The organism is Mesorhizobium sp. M0960 (genome assembly GCF_040319055.1).
In the GTDB taxonomy this organism is placed as follows: Bacteria; Pseudomonadota; Alphaproteobacteria; order Rhizobiales; family Rhizobiaceae; genus Mesorhizobium.
Genome location: NZ_JAMYNN010000010.1, coordinates 73,378 through 95,510, shown reverse-complemented (window position 1 = coordinate 95,510; position 22,133 = coordinate 73,378). Strand labels below are relative to the sequence as shown.

The window sequence follows — 22,133 nt, the reverse complement described above, 5'->3', positions numbered from 1 at the left end:
TTCAGCCGCCATACTGCTCGTCGCTGACCTTCTCCAGCCAGTCGACATGCAAGCCGTCGAGCGCCTCCTGCATGGCGATGTGGGTCATCGCCGATTTGGCCGCGGCGCCGTGCCAGTGCTTTTCGCCGGCCGCAAAGGAGACGACGTCGCCGGCCCTGATCTCCTGGATCGGCCCGCCCCAGCTTTGCGCGAGGCCGGCACCGGACGTGACATAGAGCGTCTGGCCGAGCGGATGCGTGTGCCAGTGGGTGCGGGCGCCGGGCTCGAAGCTGACCAGCGTGGCCCTGAGCCGCGCCGGCGCCTCTTTCTCGATGATCGGCGTCTGCAAAACCCGGCCGGTGAAATATGTCTCCGGCGCAACGATCGTCGGCACGCTGCCGCAGGCAATGATCTTCATCGTCGCAATCCTCGATTTGATTCCTCGGTGTGCGGACTTAGACCCTACCACTTTCGTCCGATGCCGGCTGCATGTCCTGCCCGGCTACGGGCAAGGCGAGGCCAGAACAGGCCGGTGCGCGTGCGGTAGGCGTTGTAGGCATCGGCCAGCCTTGTCCGCGAAAATTTTCGCTCTTCGTCCAAGGCCGCGATCACATAGATCGTAACGATGCCGGCGACCGGCACCACCGCCCACACCGACCAGGTCGCGATGCCCCATCCGATCCAGAAGATGATGTAGGACGTGTAGAACGGATGGCGGACATGGAGATAAGGGCCTTCGGTCACCAGGCTGTCGGGATTGTCCGGATCGAACGCGAAACGCAGCCGCGCCTTGCGCGAGACCGAGATCGCCCACCAGAAAAGCGCCGAGCTTGCCAGTTCGATGGCGAGCCCGACGATCTTCGCTGCAACCGGCTGCCGCTCGATCCACAGCAGTGCAAGAAAGAACAGCGCCGTGCCGACGACGACGGCCGAAATGATCATGGCGCCTTGAGACATGCTCGATGACTGGAAATGCGCGCGCATCGACCAGGCATATTGGCCGAGCGTGGCGATGCTGCTGATCGAGAGGAGAAGGTCGAGTGTGGATTCCATCATCAGGGTCCCGGGGTTAGCTGTGGTGGATTCGCTGCATCATACCCGGCGCAAGCCGAGAAATCATTTCTTAACCACCGTTCTAAACAACATGGTGATCTCGGCGTGCGATGTTGACCTCGAGACAATCCGAAGGTCCAACCAGATATGGCCGTTTCCCACCGCACGATCCGCACGCCGCAAGCGGATTTGCGCCTCAGCCAGTCGTCGGGACGCGGCATCCCGCTTGTCCTGATCCACGGCTCGGGCAGTTCGCGCGCCGTATTCGCCCGCCAGTTCGACAGCCCGTTGGCCGCTGCCCATCGGTTGATTGCTTTCGACCTGCCCGGCCATGGCGAATCGTCTGACGCCCGCGATCCGGCGACGGACTATACCACCTCCGGCCTTGCCCAATCGGCGGCTCATCTCCTCGATGCTTTGGGGATCGGCCGCGCCGTCGTCTTCGGCTGGTCGCTTGGCGGGCACGTGGCAATCGAGCTCGCGAGTTTCCACCGCGCCGTCGGCGGGCTGATGCTAACCGGCGCGCCGCCGGTATCCAAGGGCCCTTTCGGCATGCTGCGCGGCTTCCATGCGCATTGGGACATGCTGCTGGCGTCCAAAAAGACCTATTCCGAACGCGATGCCGAGCGCTTCGAGGCGCTGTGTTTCGGCGACACGGCAGATCCGTCCTTCCGCAAAACCATCCTGCGCACCGACGGCCGGCTGCGCGCCGCGGTGACGCGCGGCATGCTCACAGGCAAGGGCGCCGACCAGCGACAGGTGGTCGAGCAAGCCGCATTTCCGGTCGCCATAGTCAATGGCGAGAACGACCCCTTCGTCCGGCTCGGCTATTTTGAGACGCTGGCCTACGGCTCGCTGTGGGAGCATTGCCACATCATCCCCGGCGCCGGGCATGCGCCTTTCTGGGAGCGTGCGGACCTGTTCAATCCGTTGCTCGCGCGCTTTGCCGAGACGGCGGCAGTGCAGCGCGTGGACGCAACCCCGCTGGCGTCGCGGCGCACCGGCACCGGCTGAACGTCAACTTCCAATCCCTTCAACTTCAAATCCCTTGCCCTCCCGGCCTGCCCGTGGGACGATGCCCTTTGGGTAGGTGGCAAATTGAAAAAAGCCTCGCCCGCGACGGCCGACAGGCCGGCCGCCGCTCACAGGGAAACGCCTGAGTGGAGGTCAGCCATGGGTACTCGCGCCGGAGGACGACGCACGGGACCGAAATGCATTGCCATAGTCGGTCCCTTCGCAAGCGGTAAGACGACACTTCTCGAAGCCATACTCGCCCGTACAGGCGCCATTCCCCGCCAGAATCCCGTTTCGTCGGGAAATACCGTTTCCGATCATTCGCCCGAGGCGCGTGCCCATGCGATGAGCGTCGAGGCGACCTTCGCTACCACCGAATTCATGGGCGAGCCGTTCACCTTCGTCGATTGTCCCGGTTCCATCGAATTCTCCTTCGAAGCCGAGCCGGTGCTGGCCGCCTGCGACGTCGCCGTGGTCGTCGCCGAAGCCGACGAGAAGAAGATCCCTGCCCTGCAGCTGATCATGCGCAAGCTCGATGATCTCGGCGTGCCGCGCATCCTTTTCCTGAACAAGGTCGACAAGGCGATAGCAGGCGTGCGCGACACGCTGAAGATGCTCCAGCCTGCAAGCTCGGTGCCTCTGCTGCTGCGCCAGATCCCGCTGCGCAAGGACGGCGTCGTCATCGGCTCGATCGATCTTGCTCTGGAGCGAGCCTACATCTACCGCGAATATGCCGAGAGCGAGGTCGCGCAGATCCCGAGCGACGACAAGGCGCGCGAGCTCGAGGCGCGCTTTTCCATGCTGGAGACGCTCGCCGACCATGACGACCGGCTGATGGAGCAATTGCTGGACGAGATCGAACCGCCAAAGGATGCCATCTTCGACGATCTTGCCGCCGACCTGCGCGACGGCATAGTGACACCGGTGCTGATCGGCACCGCCGAGAAGGGCAATGGCGTGCTGCGCCTGTTGAAGACAATCCGTCACGACGCACCCGACATCGAGGCGACGCGCCAGCGTCTCGGCGCGCCCGATGGCAATGCCACCGTGGTCCAGGTGATGAAGACCGTCCACACCCCGCATGGCGGCAAGCTGTCGGTGTCGCGCATCCTGTCCGGCCAGGTCGCCGACGCCGCCGAGCTGTTCCTTTCCAATGGCGAAACGGCAAAGGTCTCCGGCATCTACAAGATGCTCGGCAAGGACCAGGTCAAGCTGACTTCGGCCAAGGCCGGCGACACGGTCGCGCTCGGCAAGCTCGACGCCGTCAGGACCGGCCAGACGTTGAGCTCGACCAAGGGCGGCATCAAGCCGCTGGTCACGCTGACGCCGCCGCAACCGGTCTTCGCCTTCGCGCTGCGGCCGAAGGAGCGCAAGGACGAGGTGAAGATGTCGGCGGCCATCCAGCGCCTGGCCGAGGAAGATCCCTCGCTCAACCTGCATCACAACCAGGATTCGGCCGAAACCGTGCTGTCCGGCCATGGCGAGATGCATCTGCGCGTCGTGCGCGAGCGGCTGGAAGGCAAGAACCAGATCCCGGTCGAAGGCCATGTGCCGGCCGTGCCCTACCGCGAGACGATCCGCAAAACGACGCAGCAGCGCGGCCGCCACAAGAAGCAATCGGGCGGCCACGGCCAGTTCGGCGACGTGGTGATCGAGATCAAACCGCTGCCGCGCGGGTCAGGCTTCCAGTTCACCGATACGATCACCGGCGGCGTCGTGCCGAAGACCTACATCCAGTCGGTCGAGACCGGCGTGCGCGATTACCTGAAATCCGGGCCGCTCGGCTTCCCGGTCGTCGATGTTGCCGTCAACCTTTCCGACGGCTCCTACCATGCCGTCGATTCCTCCGATATGGCCTTCCAGATGGCGGCGAAGCTGGCGATGAAGGAAGGTATGGCCGCGTGCTCGCCGGTGCTGCTCGAACCGGTGATGAAGGTCGAGATCGTCACGCCGTCGGATGCGACGTCCAAGATCATCGCGCTGATCCCGCAGCGGCGCGGCCAGATCCTCGGCTACGACGCGCGGCCTGATTGGCCGGGATGGGACGTTGTTGAGGCGACCATGCCGCAGGCCGAGATCGGCGACCTCATCATCGAGCTGCGCTCGGCCACTGCGGGTGTCGCCAGCTACCGGGCCGTCTTCGACCACATGGCCGAACTCACCGGCCGGCTGGCCGACGAAGCGCTGAACGCCAACGGCAAGGCCGCCTGAAACGGCAGCTTGCGGCCAGAACACAAGGAAGCACACAAGGAAACGGCGCCCGGATCATCCGGGCGCCGTTTCGTTGCGGACCGTCTTCGTGGGAGGCGAAACGGCAGGTCCGCCGCATGCTTGCCGCCGGTGCCTGGCGGCGGAGGAAGGTTCGGACGCGGTAGCCGCCTGAGCCCGGGTCGTCCGAGTGATGCCCCCATCCCCCGGACGAGCCACACCGCGTCCTATGTTCTGCTTAATCAATTTGGCGCGCCCGCGGCATGTTACCCGAGGTTACATGTCACTGTTACGCGACCGTTCCGGCCAATTTTCTGGCGATGTGTTGGTTTCGGGCAACAAAAAAGCCGGATCAATGAAGACCCGGCTGAGTTTGATTGGAAGTGCCTGTTAAGGCTAACCTCCAGAGGGGAACACTCGAGAGCGCTAATGGGAGGAGAACGCGCTCAGGAGATGATCTATATATGTGCTCTCCATGCCCAAGAAACAAGCATCTATTTTGCAACACACACATGCAAAAAGGCGCCGGCTGTGGTCTAATCCGTCCCGAAGCGCAATAGGACCAGTTGAATCGCTGAAATGCAGCCTGTGGCAAGGCAAAAATTGATCTGCAGCCGCGAATCAGCAGCGATTCTTGCTCGGAAAGTCGAAAACGCAGGATGACGTGGAATCGTGCAGCACGCGTTTGTTTTTTCGGCAGCCAGACCTTGCTGGTGCATGTCGCCTAAAATCCCGCCTCGGACTTGACCCGAGAGTGCAGCGGTTTGTGATGCATGAATAAGAACAAGACCTGAGGAGCGTTGCAGGAAACCGTTCAAGGGCGCGCCTTAGAGCATGATCCCGGTCGAACAGGAAGATAGAGCCCATCCCGATTTCATCGGGATGGAACAGGCTCTAGGTAGGGAGACCTCCATGCGGGCCCGCTTCGGCGATCGCCGGCAGCGTCATCTTCCTTGCTATAGCGCCCGGCGTGGTCGCCGGACTGCTGCCTTGGCTGCTGACCGACCGCTATCGCCTGCCCTGGTCGAGACTGCCCGGTTTCGTTCCTGTGGGCTGGCTGCTGATTGTCGCCGGCACAGTCGTGCTGCTGCACGCCTTTGCCCGTTTTGCCCTGGAGGGCCTGTGTACGCCAGCCCCAGTCGCGCCTACCGAGAGGCTGGTCGTCGGCGGCATCTATCGCCATGTCCGCAACCCGATGTACGTCGCCGTGCTGTCGATCGTCCTCGGCCAGGCACTGCTGTTTTCGAGCGGGACGGTCGCCGCCTATCTAGTCATCGCCGCAGCCGCCATGATCTCCTTCGTGAAACTATATGAGGAACCGACGCTTGCCCGCCGCTACGGCGCCGAATACGAAGCCTACCGCCGCGCCGTACCAGGCTGGCTGCCCCGGCTGACATCTTGGCGTGGCTAATTCAGACGAGCGTGAATGCCAAAGAGATAGCCGCCGACATTGGCGCTGCCCAGGCGCGTTGCATGGTTGAATTTCGCGTCCCAGCCTGGACGCTGACAACTGGCGAAACCGGCGAGACAGCCCTTCTCCCCGTCACTATGCGGGGAGAAGTGCCCGGCAGCGCGATGAGGGGCGGCGCGACACATCAGGACTACCCATCGCAGAGCCAAGTACGATGTCACGACAAAGGCTGGTGCTGCCCTCATCTGGCTGCCTGGTAGTGGGTTAGTTTGAAATTGAGAAGGGGCAGGCGCGTACGCCTACCCCTCTGATGCGGAAGCGCTGTAATGCCGCCGCACTCTGCAACCGCCGGGCTTTTTCAACCGGTTCGGCTCCTCGCACTTTTGCGAAGCTGCTTTTGATCGTTAGATGGTGATGCTCGCGGTCTTTTTGTATGAGCCGCGCACTTTCGGCTGTTCCGCTTCCTTGGCCTCTATCAGCGCAACGATGTCGCCAATCTCCCAAAGTTTGCCAGTCACGCCAGCGGCCATCGCCGGGGTCATGCGCAACGTGGCATGGATGCGAACAAAATTGTAGTACATGAAGTGCAGAGCAACGGCGTTCGCGTGAGCCTCCACTTTCTTGGAAAAGCCATTGGTCAGGCGCGTAAAGCGGCGCATGTGCATCCGCACGGTCAGGTTCTGGCGTTCGGCAAATGATGTGCTGACGTGCGCCAGATCGGGCGAGCCTTCGATACGGTTCTTCTTGATGCCGGTACATTCGGCGGGGCTGTAACGGCCCTTGGCGCTGTCAGGGGAAGCGCCGTAGAGCTTGATCAGCATAGCGTAGTCGATATCGCCACCGAAAGCACCTTCAACAGCCTCTAGATAAGCCCTGCGGCCGTCGCTGGTCAGCTGGACGCGATTGGCGAGACGGCGGGAAAGATCGTCCATGAAGCCCATTGCGTATTCACTGTCGCGCCCGCCGACCAGCTGCGACATGACATGCTTGGTGTCGGCATCGATAGCCGCCCACGTCCAAGTGTCGCCAGCGCCTTCCGGTGCAGCCTTGGCGGTCGCGACGTTCTTCTGCTTGGCATAGGTGAACGACCAGATTTCATTGACCTGAATGCGCTTGCTGGTCAGGTTGCGAAGGGTCTGGTCCTGATACTCGGCACACACCGCGCCAGCGTCTGAAAGGAGCTTGGCGACAGTGTTCTTGCTCATGCCCATGACGCGCGTGATAGCGCGGATGGACTGACCTTCACAGAGCATGTGCAGGATTTGCGAGCGGGTCTTGGTGTCGAGCTTGTTCATGCCGTAGTTGTGCCATACCTGTCGGCGCACAGCAAGCATTATCAGTCAGTTTGCGTTTTTGCGCAGGTCGGCATATTATTTCGAATCGCAGGGGCAAGAGTGCAGCATGGAACACAAGACACCGGGACAATTGATATTGGCGCTGCTGGCAGAAAAGGGATGGACGCAACGGGTTTTGTCCATCGTTCTCGACATGGATGAGACGGGGATCAATCGGCTTGCCGCCGACAAGCGCCCAGTTGACGCCCCGATGGCGTTGGCGCTTGAAGAGGTCTTCCACGTCCCAGCCGAGAAATTCTTGGAACTTCAGCGGAGCTTTGATCTCGCCAAGGCTCGCATCACAACACGGCCTGACCCTACGCGCGCCACACGTGCATTGCTCTACGGTGATCTTCCTGTTGCCGAGATGATTAAGCGCGGCTGGATCGATGCGGAGAGCGTCCGCGACACAAGCCAAGTAGATATCGAACTAATGCGGTTCTTCGGGGTGAACCGCATTGACGATATTCAAATTCTCCCACATGCGGCCAAAAAAACGGAGGTCAGTTCCGACGCCACGCCGGCACAAATCGCGTGGCTTTACCGGGTGAAACAGATTGCAGAAGGCATGCTGGTGCGGCCTTATTCACCAGACGCCACACGGGTTGCTTTGACCAAATTACGCGGTTTGATGGTCTCGGCAGAAGGGGCGGCGGGTGTGCCAAGGATCATGGCCGAATGCGGTATCCGGTTTGTGGTGGTCGAGACATTGGCATCGGCCAAGATCGATGGCGTTTGCTTCTGGTTGAATGATCGCTCGCCAGTGATCGGCCTGTCACTTCGGTTCGACCGTATCGATAATTTCTGGTTTGTCCTTCGGCATGAGTTGGAACACGTCCTTCAAGGACATGGCCATATAGCTGCGATGCTTGATGCCGAGCTGGAAAAGGAGCGCGCAGGTGTCGGCCCAACTGTCGCCGCCGAAGAACGCGTGGCCAATGAGGCAGCACAAGAGTTTTGCGTCCCATCGGCAACCATGGATGCATTTATAGCGCGTAAGGCTCCGTTCTTTTCTGAGCGTGACCTAATCGGCTTCGCTCGCGTCTGCAAAGTTCATCCTGGTATCATCGCCGGCCAACTCCAGCGCAAGACCAATCGATATGATCGGTTCCGCGATCACCTAGCCAAGGTGCGCGACATCATTTTGCCAAACGCATTCAAAGACGGTTGGGGCGATGTCGCTCCAATCGAGCCTTAACAGAAGGACCAGCGTAAGCATGAGCAAAAGGCAAGACAGACAGCGCCTCATCAGGCACTACAGGGACGTTTCTGGTGAACCTGAAATCGATATGCACAAGGTCGCAGAGTTCGCGAAAACCATGGGCTGGAAAATGCCTACGCCGCCATCCGAGGTTGAGCTTTTGGCGCGACAGTTTGCCGACGACGCTCAGGCCGAACGAAAGCACGACAAGAAAACCGGCAAGCCATACCGCGTCTATCACGCGCTTCCCGCCAGCGGGCAGACAAACCTCTTCGTGTACATCGATATCGACGAGGCGAGCCGAAACCAGATGCTGAAATCAGCGGTGAACCGCCGGGAGCAGATGGTCAGCGATGGCTACAACCTCACCCTCGACCTCGACCACTGGAACAACGTCAATCCAGAATTGGATCCGATCAACCTGCCAATGGACCTTGGCCTCGATATCGAGATTCGGAAAGCCAGCGACGACGAACCGGGAGCGGAAGCGGCCTAACTGGATTTCTTCCAGCGGGCTTCTGCAGCCACTTTGGCAATTTCGGCGCGCTGTTTCGGCGTCAGGGATTTCGCGCGGGCAGTCCCGCCCTTGACTGCGCTGGTGAGTGGCTTCTTATCTTCGCTCTCGCCGGTGGCGAGCGCGACAATCGACTTCGCCAATTGGTTTGGGTCGCGCGGGCGCTTGGGGTGCTTATCGGCCATCAGCCTGCCCGCCAATCGCCACGTCCGTTGTCGCGCATCATGTCCTGCGCGCGAGCCATCGCCTCTTCTTTAGATAGCTCTGCGTTTTCCGCCATCAACTTGGCTGCGAGTTCCTCTTGCCGCTTCATCGCCTTTTGCAAGCGCTGACGTGGAGGATGGTTTGTACCTGGAGCGTTAGCTGTCATACGGCCAATATGGCATTGTCGTCCGCGCGTTTCAAAGCCAGATTTCAAACTGACCCACTACCGGCTGCCGCCATCTTCTCCCGTATAACGATGGGGAGAAGAACGCTTTCGCCGAAGCTTTCGCCGATGTTGCTCAGAAACGTCGGCGAGCTGCACTAGAAACTAAAACGACCAGCTGCGCGCCTTGGCGATGATGAAATCGCGGAAGACATGCAGCTTCGCCTGGTTCTTCATCGCGTCGGGATAGGCGAAATAGGTGTCGAAAGACGGCACCTCGGTCTCGGGCAGCAACTGCACCAGCCCCGAATCCTTGCTGACCACGTAATCCGGCAGCATGGCGATGCCGGCGCCGCCTTGCACCGCCCGCTTGATCGACAGGATGTCGTTGATCTGCAGCGTCGGCACCCTTTGCCCGCCTTCGAAATCGCCGACCGTTTCCAGCCAGTTCAGTTCCGACAGATGCGCCGGCACCGGCACGCCGAAGGTGACGATGCGATGGGCCTTCAGCTCGGCGATCGAATTCGGCTTGCCGTATTTGTTCACATAGGAGGGCGCCGCGTAGAGATGGAAATGCACGGTGAACAGGCGGCGCTGGATGAGGTCGGGCTGCTGCGGCTGGCGCAGCCGGATGGCGCAATCGGCCTGGCGCATTGTGAGGTCGAGCTCCTCATTGGCGAGGATAAGCTGCAGGCTGACCTCGGGATAGAGCTCGATGAATTCCTGCACGCGCTCGGTCAGCCAGCCGGCGCCGAGGCCGACCGTGGTCGTCACCCTGAGCACGCCGGAGGGCCGGTCCTTGGTCTCGGTCAGCCGCGACTTGATGGTTTCGAGCTTCATCAGCACGTCGTGCGCCGTGCGGAACAGCATCTCGCCCTGTTCGGTCAGAACCAGGCCGCGGGCGTGGCGATTGAACAGCGGCACGCCGACGTCATGCTCGAGCGCGCTGACCTGCCGCGAGATCGCCGATTGCGACAAATGCAGTGTTTCCGCGGCATGGGTGAACGACCCCGCTTCTGCTGCGGCGTGAAACACGCGTAGCTTGTCCCAATCCAACGCCATGATTTCCCCTCGTCCTGTTTTCTGGCGTCCGCCTGTTTTGGCGTCTGAATGAAAAATCAGGCTTTTGCGCGGCTTTTCTCAGCCGCATGTTCAACAATCACTCCGCCGCTTCGCGGTGAACCTCGATCCCCGCCAGATATTTTTCCGCCTCGAGCGCGGCCATGCAGCCAAGCCCGGCCGCCGTCACCGCCTGGCGGTAGATATCGTCGGTCACGTCGCCGGCGGCGAACACGCCCGGCATGTCGGTGCGGGTCGAATCCGGTGCCGTCCACAGATAACCGTTCGGCTTCTGCTTCAGCTTGCCGGCAAACAGCTCGACCGCCGGTGCGTGGCCGATCGCCACAAACACGCCGTCGACCACGAGATGCATCTCCTGCCCGGTCACCACATTGCGCAGCTTCAGCCCTTCGACCGAAGGCGGCATCGGCGCCTTGCCGGGCCGGCCAGTGATCTCGTCGACGACCGTATCCCAGATGACGCGGACATTGTCCTTCTGCAGCAGCCGCTCGCGCAGGATGCGCTCGGCGCGGAAATCGCTGCGCCTGTGGATGACGGTGACGCTCTTGGCCAGGTTGGAGAGATAGAGCGCTTCCTCCACCGCCGAATTGCCGCCGCCGATCACCGCGACATCCTTGCCGCGATAGAAGAAGCCGTCGCAGGTGGCGCAGGCCGAGACGCCAAAGCCCATGAAGGTGTGTTCGCTCGGGATGCCCAGCCACTTCGCCTGCGCGCCGGTGGCGATGATCAGCGCGTCGGCGGTATAGGTCGTACCGGAATCGCCCTTGGCGCGGAACGGCCGCACATTGAGGTCGACCTCGGTGATGATGTCGTTGACGATGTCGGTGCCGACATGCTCGGCCTGCTTGAGCATTTCGCTCATCAGCCATGGGCCCTGGATCGGGTCGGCGAAGCCCGGATAGTTTTCGACATCGGTGGTGATCATCAGTTGCCCGCCCTGCTGCAGGCCGGCGACCAGCATTGGCTTGAGCATGGCGCGGGCGGCATAGATCGCCGCCGTATAGCCGGCAGGGCCGGAGCCGATGATGAGAACAGGCGCGTGCTTGGTGATCATGAAAAGCCTCTGCGGGGGAGCAGCCATGGATTGTGGCATGAACTCTCGTCGATTGTTGCGCGTAATGTAAGTGTTGCCTGCGACGCCAGCAAGGCAAGTTGCCGTTCGTCCCCGGAAAGCTTCCGCACCGGCGACGGCGACAAGCAACCGGTAGCAAGATGATGCGAAAATCCTCGATCCACCGGATGGAATAGACAGCAAAGTCGTTTAACTACAAAGTCGCGAAAGATTCTTTCGCGTCACCACGGAAGCCCGCACGGAAGCCGCCATGCCGATCAAGGCCGATCTCGATGCCATCGACTGGAAGATCCTGCGCGAGCTTCAGCAGGACGGGCGCATGACCAATGTCGAACTGTCGAGCCGGGTCGGCATTTCGGCGCCGCCATGCCTGCGCCGCGTCAGGCGGCTGGAAGAAGCCGGCATCATCCGCGGCTACCGCGCCTTGCTCAACGCGCCGGCGCTCGGCCTCGACGTCGTCGCCTTCTGCCTGATCGGCCTGCATCACCAGGCCGACGCCGAGCTCAAGACCTTCGCCGAGCGCACCCGCGGCTGGCCGATCGTGCGCGATGCCTGGATGGTGTCGGGCGAGTCCGACTTCCTGCTGCATTGCGTGGCGAGCGACCTCGGCACCTTCCAGACCTTTGTCATCGAGGAACTGGCCTCGGCAGCCAATGTCGATACGGTGCGAACCGCGCTGACCATCCGCCGGGTCAAGGATGAAGGGCTAGTGGCGTTTTCGGCTTGAGGAGGCCCCACAGACGGCGCCTTCGCCAAAATTCTGTCTTCGGACCATGACGATTTCTCTTGGGCTGCCAAGCGGAACGAAATGCGGCGGCAGCGGCAAGCATCACGCAGGAAACCGGCTCCTTGACAATTCGTGGGAATGATCTGCGCAACGTAGGCGATGGACGCCGAACAAAGCCGCAGTCGGTTAATGGTGGCTGGAACGTCCTCGTGAGCGCCTCGCCCGGATATCGGGTCCGACTAGGGCACGACTTTCGGTTTCTTTAGAGCGGTCAACCGCGCAACCAGGGATGTGTACTGGTAGACTGCTTTCAGCAATTCCTTGGCAAGTTCTATCGCCAATTCGGACTCTTCCTTGCCTATGGCGTCATAATCCTTAGCCTCAATATGTGCGGCATCATTACCAAGAATCCGCAACTCGTCAGCCGCGGTGAGTAGCTCGGAAGGCACTACGGCGACTGAGCTCAACGCAGCCAAGCGACCTTTGAGATCTTTTCCAGCCGCTTTTTTGTCGTCGCATAGCTCTTCCAAAGTGCGCCGGACCATCAGAGCGGCCGCTCGGTAGCAGCCCGCAGCGTGGCATTTTATTGACTCCTCCAAGGTGGAGAGGATGTCTGGCGGGAGGTTCGTCGCATCGAAGTCGATGACTTCTGGTGGGTATGAGACCACTTCGTTGTTGGACGTAGCGACAAACACAAGCGACGAACACGCTGGGTTCGGGCACCTTCGCATGCCGGCCGCTGCCGACTTGGCAACCCTACGCCCATTAGGATCCGCCCATGTTATTAGCCATGTGACATCTGGGCAGTTAGAGTATCCATGAAACGATCCGGTATGACGGCAATGAGGGCAGCGAAGAGAGACTACTTGCGGATGGTGGTGACCCAAGTTCTCCTTTGGATTTAAGTCCAAATGCGCACCTCCAGTATGAAGTTAATCCAAGGTAATCAGACGTGGGTATGGTGGCAAGCGGCGCCTGACCCGCGTCCGAGGAATATCGAAGCGAGGGGCCTACTAGCTGGCCTGAGGTTCAAACCATTTTGCCGCTTGCAGGCTGTTCATTACCCTATCAGCGATGGCCTTGTAGCGTCTGGCATCGTCGACGCTAAAATCATGTGACGTTTCATGCGCAGCTCTATTGCCTAGTACCCGGAGATCATCGAGCAAAGCAGACGTGCCAGCGTCTATGAGTTCGTTGTCGCGAAGAAGTCGGATCATGTTGCCGAACGGAAGTTTACGGGCTTGCCCCGAGCTTTCGGCCAGCCCGTAAACAGCCGACTCCAATTCGGCACGGACTTCAAGGATAGCTGCGCGTGGGGATATTTGGACGATTTTGTCAAACCGAGAAATCTCTTCCGGTGTTGGTGGAGGGATCTCGATATTCTTGTGCGGCAGGTGCTCTGCCGTTTTTTCGGCTTCGCTGAGACGAAACGATATCTCCGTATCCTTGTGTTTTAAATGAAGCCGAGGAAGCAAAGGGCGGAGCTCTCCGCGGAAGATCCAGACGGCTGCCACAATGGCGGCGGGCCATGCCAAGGAAGTCGCTGATGCGAATAGGGAAGCAAAGAAATCCAAGTAATTCATTCTACCCCTTATTTGCCAGCAGCAAACCCGATTGCAGGTAATCATACATGGCGCTCACCGGCAAGCAGCGCCGCAACGCTCCCTGCAAAATGCTCCTGAGAGCCTAGGGCCATCTGTCATCAATCACCGTCGGCGACTATGAATACTCATAACGCCCGAGATCAACGTGCTTCCCGCAGTTCATGCAGTTGTATCGTCTCCGCCCTGAGTATTTGTCGTCATACTGAAGGATGGATCGCTTCCTTTGTTGAAAACAATTCGGGCAGACGAGATGGCTCGGTTCATCGCCCGGTTTCCCCGCTATCAGTTCATAAGCGTAAGTCTGGTCGCCAAAGTCTTTCAAAAGGTAGCGATCTGCTGTTTTCTCCCATCTTTCAAACTCGGCGATCTTTTCTTGTAGCTCGCGCATGGCGTCGCGCGATGCAGAGGCAGAGTGCTGAGCATCTGCGATCTTCTGCTGGAGCTCTATGACGGCAGCATTCAGTTTTACCTGGTCGTCAACATTCTTCAGGCCCTTCGCGATTTCAAAGGCTGCTGTGAGGGCCGAATAGCCACTCGCAATCACAGACAGATCCATTCGATGTCCCTCCGTCTAAAATAGATGGAAAGTAGATCAGGTTAGATGACTGCCGGCAAGAAGACTGGCGAACGAGCAAACTGATGTTGCAGAGCGAAGGTCTGCCGGGTTTGCTATAGTCCCATGGCCTTCTTCGCGGCATCGGTTGCGATTGACACCACGATATCCCGAATGCCCTTTCCAAGGATTGGTCCCGCTTTTGCGATCAGCTTGTTCACGCGAGTAGCAGCGACGGTTGTCTGAGCTGTGTCTGAAGCGAGGGCGATGAAGCTGGACTTAGCCTTCTCGCGTTCATCGGTCTCGATACCCTCTACTTCGTCGACGAGTTCTTTTGCAGCTGCGACAGCACGTTCAGTCCAGGGAAACGGCTTCCCGCATGCATGGCAGAAGGCAGGAATGTGCATCCCGGAAGAGATGTTGCCAAAATCGCTACGAATTATTCGGTTGCCGCGAATTGATGCACGACAGGAGGGGCAGGTGACGATTGTCTCTTCCCCACACCGAGGGCAAAATTTGCTGCTCGCGGCCGCCTCGACATTCCCGGTAATCGCATGGCCGTTAACGCATACTTGGCCCACCTTGTAGATTTGCAAGCGCTCCTCCAGGTGAAAAACAATCAAACTAGAAACAGAGAAATCAAATATGTCTCGCCGGGGCAATAGACCTGGTGCTGGCTGCAAGCGTGGTACACCGAATAAAGCGAGCGTAGGGCGTCAAAAAAGTCGCTGCGACCGGCGACACCTCTCTGGCGCGACAGCAAAGCGGACGCCACGAGGCGGGACGACATGGCCAAAGCGCCAGCCCCGTATCCCAAGCTCGCCTCCATGCAGCACACCGGCCGGGGTGGCGGACCGATCCAGACCGTCGAACTCACGAAGCTGAGCGGTGATGACTTCGCACGTCTCGAATCCATCTTCGGTCCGCTTGCCGGACCCGGCGACGATCATGCGCCTAATCAGGGCGGAGAAGGCGAAGCGGCAGCTGAACGGCGTCGCATTGAGCGAGACGCTGAGAAGATCAACGCCAAGCGCCGCACGCTTGCTGGCTTCGTCAGGAGGCGTTGGCGGCTCTGGACCCCGGAACGCCATACGTCGCAGCCGGCATATCCACGCTATCTACGTGCACCTTGCCAAGCGCCTGACATCAAACAACCCGCCTCAACGGCGGGTCTCGGCGCGAATCAGCACCATAGCTGAATTAGTAGCATAGCTGCCGGCACAAAGCAAGAACAAAATGTGGCGGCATCGACGAAGCTGCCGATCTCCCCCCTTGCGGGGGAGATTGCAGCTTCGCCGACGGCATCAACTCCGAATGCACAATCACCCTGCGTCGCAGAGGCGCGTTTCGACCATTTCGCAGAGATGGTGGTAGAGGCACAAATGCCCCTGCTGGATGATCGGCGTCGAGGTCGAGGGGACGTTGAGCAGGATGTCGGAGAGCGGTTTCAGCTTGCCGCCGGTGTCGCCGGTCAGGCTGATCACCGTCATGCCCATCATGCGCGCTTGTTGGGCGGCGGCGAGGATGCTCGGCGAATTGCCGCTGGTCGAGATGGCGAGCAGCACGGCGCCCGCCGAACCATGCGCCTCGACCTGGCGCGCAAACACCGTGTCGAAGCCGTAATCATTGCCCCAGGCGGTCAGCACCGCCGCGTTGGCCGGCAGCGCGATGACGTTGTAGGCCTTGCGCTCCCTGAGGAAGCGGCCGACCAGCTCGCCGGCGATGTGGATGGCGTCGCTGGCCGAGCCGCCATTGCCGGCTATCAGCAGCGCCTTGCCCTGCGAAAGCGCGGCGAGGACGGCGCTGACCGCCCGCTCCATCTCGCTGGTCAGGTCGCGCTCGACCATCGCCGAAATGGCGGCCGCCGAGCGGGCCAGGTAATCGTTCAGTTCGGACATGAAATCCTCAGTTTCCGGCGCGTAATCTGCCAATGGTGCCGGTGGTGCTCTTGCCGGCGACGAGGTCGACCAGCACGACGCGCCCGCCGGCCTTCTGCACGACATCGGCGCCAACCACCTGATCGACCGTATAGTCGGCGCCCTTGACCAGTATGTCGGGGCTCAGCGCCTCGATCAGCGAAAGCGGCGTATCCTCCTCGAAGATGACGACGGCGTCGACGGAGGCAAGTGCTGCCAGCACGCAGGCCCGGTCATGCTGGTCGTTGACCGGGCGCCCCGGCCCTTTCAGCCGGCGCACCGAGGCATCGCTGTTGAGGCCGAGCACCAGCCGGTCGCACAGGCTGCGCGCCGCGTGCAACAGACTGACATGGCCGGCATGCAGGATATCGAAACAGCCATTGGTGAAGCCCACGCTCAAGCCCTCGTCCTTCCAGCCCGCCACCAGCCGCGCGGCGGCGGCGGCATCGAGGATGGCATCCTTGTGGGCAACCGGACCATGCGAGCGAAACAGCGCGCCGGTGAGTTCCTCGATCGTCAGCCGCGCCGTGCCGCGCTTGCCGACGACAACGCCGCCGGCGGCGTTGGCGATCGATCCGGCCATGACGCGATCCGCCCCTGCAGCAAGCGCCAGTGCAAACGTCGCGATCACCGTGTCGCCGGCGCCTGAAACGTCGAACACTTCGCGCGCCTGCGTGGCGATATGCCGGGCGTCGTCCGCACCGATGACGCTCATGCCCTTTTCGCTGCGCGTCGCGACGACGAAATCGAAACCGTGCGCCGCAATCAGCTGGCGCGCCGCCGCCTCGATCTCGTCGTCGGCGAACACCGCGCGGCCGACCGCCTCGCCGAGCTCCTTACGGTTGGGCGTGATTGCCGTCGCGCCGGCATAACGCGCATAGTCGCTGCCCTTCGGATCGACCAGCACCGGCTTGCCCGCTTCCCGACAGATCGAGATCAGCTCGCCGGCGACGCCGTCGAGCAGCACGCCCTTGCCATAGTCGGACAGGATGACGATGTCGGCGCGCGCCAGCGCGTCGCGGAAATGCCCGACCATCATCGCCCGCTCGGCATCGCCCAGCGGCTTGATTTCCTCTTCGTCGAAACGCAGCACCTGCTGGTTGAGCGCGCTGAAGCGGCTTTTCGACGACGTCATGCGATCGGCATCCTGCGCCAGCCCGCCGGTGTCGACGCCAAACTCGTCGAGCATGCGCATGAGGTTCTTGCCGGCCTCGTCAGCACCGATCACTGAGACCGGTATGGCGGCGGCGCCGAGCGAAACGATATTGGCGACGACATTGCCGGCGCCACCCATCGCCAGCGTTTCGCCGCGCCCGTGCAGCACGGGGATCGGCGCTTCCGGCGAAATGCGCTCGATTACGCCATTGACGAAACGGTCGAGGATGAAATCGCCGACCACCAGCACGGTGGCGCTGCCGAAGCGCGAGATGGCGCGGTGAAGAGGTTCGGGTGAAGGCAGCTTGATCATGTCAACGCGCGGGAGAGCCGATTTCAGTGACAGGGAAATTCGATTGGCAGGGCCGGCCGTTCATGGCGATGCCGATATACCGCAATTCCAGCCAACGCAACGGCAGGCCTTCGACCGATCGCGGCAGCGCGACGGTGCGTCAGCTTTTCTGCAACGCGACATGCACGCCCAGCCCGACGAGCACCGCACCGCCGGCGCGCCGCATCAGTCGTTGCGCCCGGCTCGAGCGCCGCAGCCTGGCGGTCACCGCGCCGGCCAGCATCACGCAAACAATGTCGGCCGACGAGAACATCAAATTGACGATCGTTCCAAGCACGACGAACTGCAGCCAGACCGGAAACCCTGCCGAGGCATCGATGAATTGCGGCAGGAACGCCATGAAGAAAATCGCCGTCTTGGGATTGAGCACCTCGACGGCAACGCTCTCGAAAAAGGCGCGGCGGGCGGATTTCGGCTGAATTCCCGGCAAAACCGCATCGCCTTGGGCCTTGGCGCGAAACAGCGAAACACCGAGCCAGATCAGATACAGTGCACCGACCAGCTTGACCGCCATGTAAAGCACCGGCACGGCATGGAAAAGCACCGACAGGCCGACAGCGGCGGCGAAGACATGGACATAGCCGCCGAGATGGATGCCGAGCGCCGCCATCAGGCCGGACCAGCGGCCGCGCGCCATGGTTTGCGCGGCGGCATAGAGCATCGCCGGACCGGGGATATAGGCGAAGATCGCCGTGGTGGCGAAAAAGGCGACAAGCAGTTCGGTTGACGGCATTACCTTGCTCCTGTCGCCGGTCGGCCGGCAGGCCGACCGAAACGAGACCTTTGCGGCGCCACTATGACGCTCATCCTGCCGCCCGCCACCTGCTTTGTCGACAGCCCGGCCCGGCTCCCCTATAAGGCCAGAATCCCACAAGGCTACAACCGACACAAGGTACCAGAGGCTTTCATGATCATCGTCACGGGCGGCGCCGGCATGATCGGTTCCAACATCGTCGCCGCGCTCAACGCCGACGGTTTCAGCGACATCCTCGTCGTCGACGACCTCACCGACGGCCACAAGATCGCCAATCTCGCCGATCTCGAGATCGCCGATTATCTCGACAAGGACGATTTCCTGGCGCGGATGGAAGCCGGGGACCTCGGCCGCATCGAGGCCGTCTTCCACCAGGGTGCCTGCTCGACCACCACCGAATGGAACGGCAAGTTCATGATGGACGTCAACTACACCTATTCGAAGCACTTGCTGCACGCCTGCCTGGCCCTGCGCGTACCCTTCCTCTATGCCTCGTCCGCTTCGGTCTATGGCGGCAGCGCCGAGTTCCGCGAGGATCCGCAATACGAACGGCCGCTCAACGTCTATGCCTATTCGAAAAAGCTGTTCGACGACTATGTCCGCCGCACCGTGTTCGATACCGACCATTCGCCGGTGGCGGGCCTGCGTTATTTCAACGTCTACGGACCGCGCGAGGCGCATAAAGGCGCCATGGCCTCGGTCGCCTTCCATTTGTTCAACCAGGTCGAACGCGGCGAAAACCCCAAGCTGTTCGGCGCCTATGACGGTTTCGGGCCCGGCGAGCAGAGCCGCGATTTCATCCATGTCGGCGACGTCGCCGACGTCAATCTGTGGCTGTGGAAACGCGGCTCGAGCGGCATCTTCAACTGCGGCACCGGCAAGGCCCAGCCGTTCCGCGCCATTGCCGAAACGGTGATCGATACGCTCGGCCAAGGCCAGATCGAATTCATCGAATTTCCCGACCACCTCAAGGGCAGCTACCAGAGCTTTACGCAAGCTGATATGTCCCGCTTGCGCGCAGCCGGTTACAATGGCCAGTTCCGCACAGTGGAAACCGGCGTCAGAGACTATGTCGAATGGCTGAAAGCCCAACGATCCTCGTGATCGGCCCACGCTGGGTGGGCGACATGGTGATGGCGCAGTGCCTGTTCCAGGCGCTGAGGGAGCTTCATCCGAGCGCCGCCATCGACGTGCTGGCGCCGGCCTGGGCAGCCCCCCTGGTCAAGCGCATGCCCGAAATACGCCAGCAGATCGATCTGCCGCTGAAATCCGGCGCGTTCGAATTCCGCGTCCGCAGGCGCTTCGGCCGCCTGCTGCGCGGCCGCTACGACATGGCCTATATCCTGCCGGGCAGCTGGAAGTCGGCGCTGATCCCGTTCTTTGCCGGCATTCCGCGCCGCGTCGGCCATCTCAAGGAAATGCGCTATGGGCTGCTGACCGACATCGTGCCCTTGCCCGATCGCCTGAAACGGCGCACCGCGCAGGCCTATTTCGGCCTTGCCCAGGGCGGCGGCTTCCGGGCTCCCAAGCTTGCCGTCGATCAGGATAACCAGGCGGCACTGCTCGGCCGTTTCGGGCTGACGGCGAGGAAATTCGTGGCACTTATGCCCGGCGCCGAATTCGGCCCGGCCAAGCGCTGGCCGAGCGAACACTATGCCGGCCTCGCCCGCGAGATGATGGCGAAGGGGTTTGGCGTGGCGCTGTTCGGATCGAAGAACGACGCCGAGGTGACGGCTGAAATCGCCGCGCTTGCGCCGGGCGCCGTCGATCTCGCCGGCCAGACGCGGCTGGAGGATGCCATCGACCTGATCGCCGCGGCGAGGCTCGCCGTCTCCAACGACAGCGGGCTGATGCATGTCGCCGCCGCGGTCGGCACGCCGGTTGTCGCCGTCTACGGCTCGACCTCGCCGCAGAACACGCCGCCGCTCGCAGAGCGTCGCGAACTGGTCTGGCTCGGCCTGTCCTGTTCGCCGTGCCACAGGAAGACCTGCCCACTCGGTCATCTCAACTGCCTGAAGACGCTGGACGTCGAACGCGTCGTGGTGGCGGCGGAGCGGCTGCTGGAAATGCCGGCCGCCGCATGAAGGTGCTGATCGTCAAGACGTCGTCGATGGGCGACGTCATCCACACCTTTCCCGCGATCGAGGATGCGCGCCGCGCCCGGCCCGGCCTGTCGTTCGACTGGTGCGTGGAAGAGGCCTTTGCCGGCATCGTGGCGCTGCATCCCGCCATCCAAACCATCCACAGCGTGGCGATCCGGCGCTGGCGCAGGAAGCTGCTCGAGCCCGGCACATGGCGGGAAGTGGTCGGCTTGTGCCGCGCCTTGCGCGATTGCCGCTACGACCTCGTTCTCGATGCGCAAGGCTTGTTGAAATCGGCGCTGGTGGCGCGGCTGGCGGCAGGACCGATCGCCGGGTTCGACCGCTCGAGCGCCCGCGAGCCTTCGGCGAGCCTGTTTTATGGCCATCGCTACGCCGTGCCGCGCGACCTGCATGCCATCGAGCGCACGAGACGGCTGTTCGGGCTGGCGCTCGGCTACGAGCCGGATTTTTCCCGGCTTGACTCCGGCATCGTGCCGCCAGCCGGAAGATCGACTTTTGTCGGCGAAAAGACCGCCTTCCTGCTGCACGGCACCAGCCGCGAGGACAAGAAATGGCCGGTCGCGGACTGGATCGAAACCGCCCGCCTGCTGGTGGATAAGGGGATGACGCCGGTCACCACCTGGTCGAACGACCGGGAAAAGGCAGTTGCCGAGGCGATCGCCGGCGCCGTTTCGCAAACCGTGGTGGTTCCCAGGTCGCCGCTTGCCGAGATCGCCGCTGTCATCGGCGGCTCAGCGCTGGTGATCGGCGCCGACACCGGCCTGACCCATCTCGCCAGCGCCTTCGGCCTGCCGACGGTGGCGGTATTCCTCGCCACCGAGCCCGGCCTGACCGGCCCGCGCGGCCCGTTCTCATCGACGCTGCTTGCCAGACCCGGCCGCAGCATCACGCCGCCGGAGGTGATGGCGGAAGCCGAGAGATTGCTGGCGCTTAAATTACAAGGCGCTGCATAGGACCTTTTCAGAACTCGCTCTGGCGAGTCGAATAGCGTGGTTTTCGAGAACCCGAGCGGAGCGTACTTAAAGTACGTGAGCACCGGAAGCGCAGAAAACCGCGCTAGTCGGCCGCCAGAGTAGAATTATCAAAAGGTCCTAGATGAACTGCACCTGGACGATCTCGTAGCCCCTGGCGCCGCCCGGTGCGTTGACCTCGATGGCGTCGCCGACTTCCTTGCCGATCAGGGCACGCGCGATCGGCGAGGAGATCGAGATGCGGCCGGACTTCACGTCAGCCTCCTGGTCGCCGACGATCTGGTAGGTCTTTTTCTCCTCGGTATCCTCGTCGACCAGCACCACGGTGGCGCCGAACTTGACCTTGTCGCCGCTGAGCTTGGTGACGTCGATCACCTCGGCCCGCGCGATCAGATCCTCGAGTTCGTTGACCCGGCCCTCATTGAGGCTCTGCGCCTCTTTTGCCGCGTGATATTCGGCATTTTCGGAGAGGTCGCCATGCGAGCGCGCTTCGGAGATCGCCTCGATGATACGCGGCCGCTCCTGTTGCTGGCGCCAGCGCAGTTCTTCCTTCAATGACGCGAACCCCTCGCCTGTCATCGGGACCTTGTTCATATGCCTGACCTTTCCTGCCGCCGCCCCCGCAATCGGGAGCGACCTTGTCGATGGTACAAAAAGAAAACGGTCCGGCAGCCTCGGGCTAACGGAACCGTCTCACCACAATTTCGCAAGATATAGCAATCTTCGCGGGTTTTTCACGTCCAAAAAGTCGGTTTTTGAAAAATCA

At 61.6% G+C, this 22,133-nt stretch carries 25 protein-coding genes; 10 read left to right on the top strand and 15 right to left on the bottom strand.

What is annotated here, in order from left to right; all coding sequences use genetic code 11:
* Window position 1 precedes the first annotated feature (1 nt).
* Both NKH63_RS19045 and NKH63_RS19040 read right to left on the bottom strand, forming a co-directional pair.
* The gene (locus tag NKH63_RS19045; RefSeq protein WP_023719378.1) at window positions 2-397 is read right to left on the bottom strand and encodes a (R)-mandelonitrile lyase; all 396 of its coding nucleotides are present in this window, start codon (window positions 395-397) and stop codon (window positions 2-4) included.
* A 44-nt stretch (window positions 398-441) separates the two neighbouring features.
* Window positions 442-1,035, bottom strand: coding sequence for a methyltransferase family protein (locus tag NKH63_RS19040; RefSeq protein ID WP_245278596.1), 594 nt, complete (start codon window positions 1,033-1,035; stop codon window positions 442-444).
* Between the two features lie 144 nt (window positions 1,036-1,179).
* On the opposite strand from NKH63_RS19040, the gene NKH63_RS19035 reads away from it, so the two are divergent.
* The 3 genes from NKH63_RS19035 to NKH63_RS19025 all read left to right on the top strand — a co-directional run bounded on the left by NKH63_RS19035 (window position 1,180) and on the right by NKH63_RS19025 (window position 5,665).
* A complete protein-coding gene (locus tag NKH63_RS19035) occupies window positions 1,180-2,046 on the top strand; it encodes an alpha/beta fold hydrolase (RefSeq protein WP_352483155.1) in 867 nt (288 codons plus the stop codon).
* 159 nt (window positions 2,047-2,205) lie between these two features.
* Window positions 2,206-4,257, top strand: a complete 2,052-nt coding sequence (locus NKH63_RS19030) for an elongation factor G (RefSeq protein ID WP_352483153.1) — start codon at window positions 2,206-2,208, stop codon at window positions 4,255-4,257.
* 967 nt (window positions 4,258-5,224) lie between these two features.
* Window positions 5,225-5,665 (top strand): methyltransferase family protein, encoded by a 441-nt coding sequence (locus NKH63_RS19025; protein ID WP_352483151.1) that lies wholly within the window; start codon window positions 5,225-5,227, stop codon window positions 5,663-5,665.
* Between the two features lie 404 nt (window positions 5,666-6,069).
* On the opposite strand, the gene NKH63_RS19020 is transcribed toward NKH63_RS19025, so the two are convergent.
* Window positions 6,070-6,960: an IS1 family transposase gene (locus NKH63_RS19020; protein WP_352483149.1), complete on the bottom strand. Its 891-nt coding sequence runs from the start codon at window positions 6,958-6,960 to the stop codon at window positions 6,070-6,072.
* A 106-nt stretch (window positions 6,961-7,066) separates the two neighbouring features.
* Here NKH63_RS19020 and NKH63_RS19015 point away from each other — a divergent pair, with 106 nt between their 5' ends.
* Both NKH63_RS19015 and NKH63_RS19010 read left to right on the top strand, forming a co-directional pair.
* Complete coding sequence (locus tag NKH63_RS19015; RefSeq protein WP_352483148.1) at window positions 7,067-8,197, top strand: ImmA/IrrE family metallo-endopeptidase; 1,131 nt, start codon at window positions 7,067-7,069, stop codon at window positions 8,195-8,197.
* 19 nt (window positions 8,198-8,216) lie between these two features.
* A complete protein-coding gene (locus NKH63_RS19010) occupies window positions 8,217-8,696 on the top strand; it encodes a hypothetical protein (RefSeq protein ID WP_352483146.1) in 480 nt (159 codons plus the stop codon).
* On the opposite strand, the gene NKH63_RS19005 is transcribed toward NKH63_RS19010, so the two are convergent.
* From NKH63_RS19005 to trxB, 4 genes are all read right to left on the bottom strand, one after another.
* Window positions 8,693-8,899, bottom strand: coding sequence for an RNA-binding protein (locus NKH63_RS19005; RefSeq protein WP_352483145.1), 207 nt, complete (start codon window positions 8,897-8,899; stop codon window positions 8,693-8,695). The genes NKH63_RS19010 and NKH63_RS19005 overlap by 4 nt on opposite strands.
* Window positions 8,899-9,027, bottom strand: a complete 129-nt coding sequence (locus tag NKH63_RS19000) for a hypothetical protein (RefSeq protein ID WP_352483144.1) — start codon at window positions 9,025-9,027, stop codon at window positions 8,899-8,901. Before NKH63_RS19000 ends, NKH63_RS19005 begins: the two co-directional genes overlap by 1 nt.
* Before the next feature lie 219 nt (window positions 9,028-9,246).
* On the bottom strand, window positions 9,247-10,143 hold the full coding sequence (locus NKH63_RS18995) for a LysR family transcriptional regulator (RefSeq protein WP_023719100.1): 897 nt from the start codon (window positions 10,141-10,143) through the stop codon (window positions 9,247-9,249).
* A 97-nt stretch (window positions 10,144-10,240) separates the two neighbouring features.
* Window positions 10,241-11,215, bottom strand: coding sequence for a thioredoxin-disulfide reductase (gene trxB, locus NKH63_RS18990; protein ID WP_023719101.1), 975 nt, complete (start codon window positions 11,213-11,215; stop codon window positions 10,241-10,243).
* A 268-nt stretch (window positions 11,216-11,483) separates the two neighbouring features.
* Here trxB and NKH63_RS18985 point away from each other — a divergent pair, with 268 nt between their 5' ends.
* Window positions 11,484-11,960: an Lrp/AsnC family transcriptional regulator gene (locus NKH63_RS18985; protein WP_352483142.1), complete on the top strand. Its 477-nt coding sequence runs from the start codon at window positions 11,484-11,486 to the stop codon at window positions 11,958-11,960.
* 239 nt (window positions 11,961-12,199) lie between these two features.
* Here the strand turns inward: NKH63_RS18985 and NKH63_RS18980 are convergent, their stop codons facing one another.
* From NKH63_RS18980 to NKH63_RS18965, 4 genes are all read right to left on the bottom strand, one after another.
* Complete coding sequence (locus NKH63_RS18980) at window positions 12,200-12,691, bottom strand: DUF4145 domain-containing protein (protein ID WP_280940417.1); 492 nt, start codon at window positions 12,689-12,691, stop codon at window positions 12,200-12,202.
* Between the two features lie 282 nt (window positions 12,692-12,973).
* Window positions 12,974-13,543, bottom strand: coding sequence for a DUF4145 domain-containing protein (locus NKH63_RS18975; protein WP_051409668.1), 570 nt, complete (start codon window positions 13,541-13,543; stop codon window positions 12,974-12,976).
* Window positions 13,544-13,679: 136 nt separating this feature from the next.
* Window positions 13,680-14,120 carry a hypothetical protein gene (locus NKH63_RS18970; RefSeq protein ID WP_023719104.1) on the bottom strand — a complete coding sequence of 147 codons (441 nt, stop codon included), beginning with the start codon at window positions 14,118-14,120 and terminating at the stop codon, window positions 13,680-13,682.
* A gap of 113 nt (window positions 14,121-14,233) precedes the next feature.
* Entirely contained in the window at window positions 14,234-14,713 is a 480-nt protein-coding gene (locus tag NKH63_RS18965) for a DUF2321 domain-containing protein (protein ID WP_198030484.1), read from the bottom strand.
* 192 nt (window positions 14,714-14,905) lie between these two features.
* Here NKH63_RS18965 and NKH63_RS18960 point away from each other — a divergent pair, with 192 nt between their 5' ends.
* Window positions 14,906-15,316 carry a hypothetical protein gene (locus NKH63_RS18960; protein ID WP_352483140.1) on the top strand — a complete coding sequence of 137 codons (411 nt, stop codon included), beginning with the start codon at window positions 14,906-14,908 and terminating at the stop codon, window positions 15,314-15,316.
* A gap of 123 nt (window positions 15,317-15,439) precedes the next feature.
* On the opposite strand, the gene NKH63_RS18955 is transcribed toward NKH63_RS18960, so the two are convergent.
* The 3 genes from NKH63_RS18955 to NKH63_RS18945 form a co-directional block, all read right to left on the bottom strand.
* Window positions 15,440-16,015: a D-sedoheptulose-7-phosphate isomerase gene (locus NKH63_RS18955; protein WP_352483139.1), complete on the bottom strand. Its 576-nt coding sequence runs from the start codon at window positions 16,013-16,015 to the stop codon at window positions 15,440-15,442.
* A gap of 7 nt (window positions 16,016-16,022) precedes the next feature.
* Window positions 16,023-17,501, bottom strand: a complete 1,479-nt coding sequence (gene rfaE1, locus NKH63_RS18950) for a D-glycero-beta-D-manno-heptose-7-phosphate kinase (RefSeq protein WP_031194062.1) — start codon at window positions 17,499-17,501, stop codon at window positions 16,023-16,025.
* Between the two features lie 139 nt (window positions 17,502-17,640).
* Window positions 17,641-18,273: a LysE family translocator gene (locus tag NKH63_RS18945; RefSeq protein WP_023719109.1), complete on the bottom strand. Its 633-nt coding sequence runs from the start codon at window positions 18,271-18,273 to the stop codon at window positions 17,641-17,643.
* A gap of 174 nt (window positions 18,274-18,447) precedes the next feature.
* Here NKH63_RS18945 and rfaD point away from each other — a divergent pair, with 174 nt between their 5' ends.
* From rfaD to waaC, 3 genes are read left to right on the top strand one after another with little or no spacing between them, the layout of a single operon-like run.
* The gene (gene rfaD, locus NKH63_RS18940; protein WP_023719110.1) at window positions 18,448-19,398 is read left to right on the top strand and encodes an ADP-glyceromanno-heptose 6-epimerase; all 951 of its coding nucleotides are present in this window, start codon (window positions 18,448-18,450) and stop codon (window positions 19,396-19,398) included.
* Window positions 19,371-20,378, top strand: coding sequence for a lipopolysaccharide heptosyltransferase II (waaF, locus tag NKH63_RS18935; RefSeq protein ID WP_023719111.1), 1,008 nt, complete (start codon window positions 19,371-19,373; stop codon window positions 20,376-20,378). Before rfaD ends, waaF begins: the two co-directional genes overlap by 28 nt.
* Window positions 20,375-21,349 carry a lipopolysaccharide heptosyltransferase I gene (waaC, locus tag NKH63_RS18930; protein ID WP_352483138.1) on the top strand — a complete coding sequence of 325 codons (975 nt, stop codon included), beginning with the start codon at window positions 20,375-20,377 and terminating at the stop codon, window positions 21,347-21,349. Before waaF ends, waaC begins: the two co-directional genes overlap by 4 nt.
* A 138-nt stretch (window positions 21,350-21,487) precedes the next feature.
* Here the strand turns inward: waaC and greA are convergent, their stop codons facing one another.
* A complete protein-coding gene (gene greA / locus NKH63_RS18925) occupies window positions 21,488-21,961 on the bottom strand; it encodes a transcription elongation factor GreA (protein ID WP_023719113.1) in 474 nt (157 codons plus the stop codon).
* Between the last annotated feature and the right edge of the window lie 172 nt (window positions 21,962-22,133).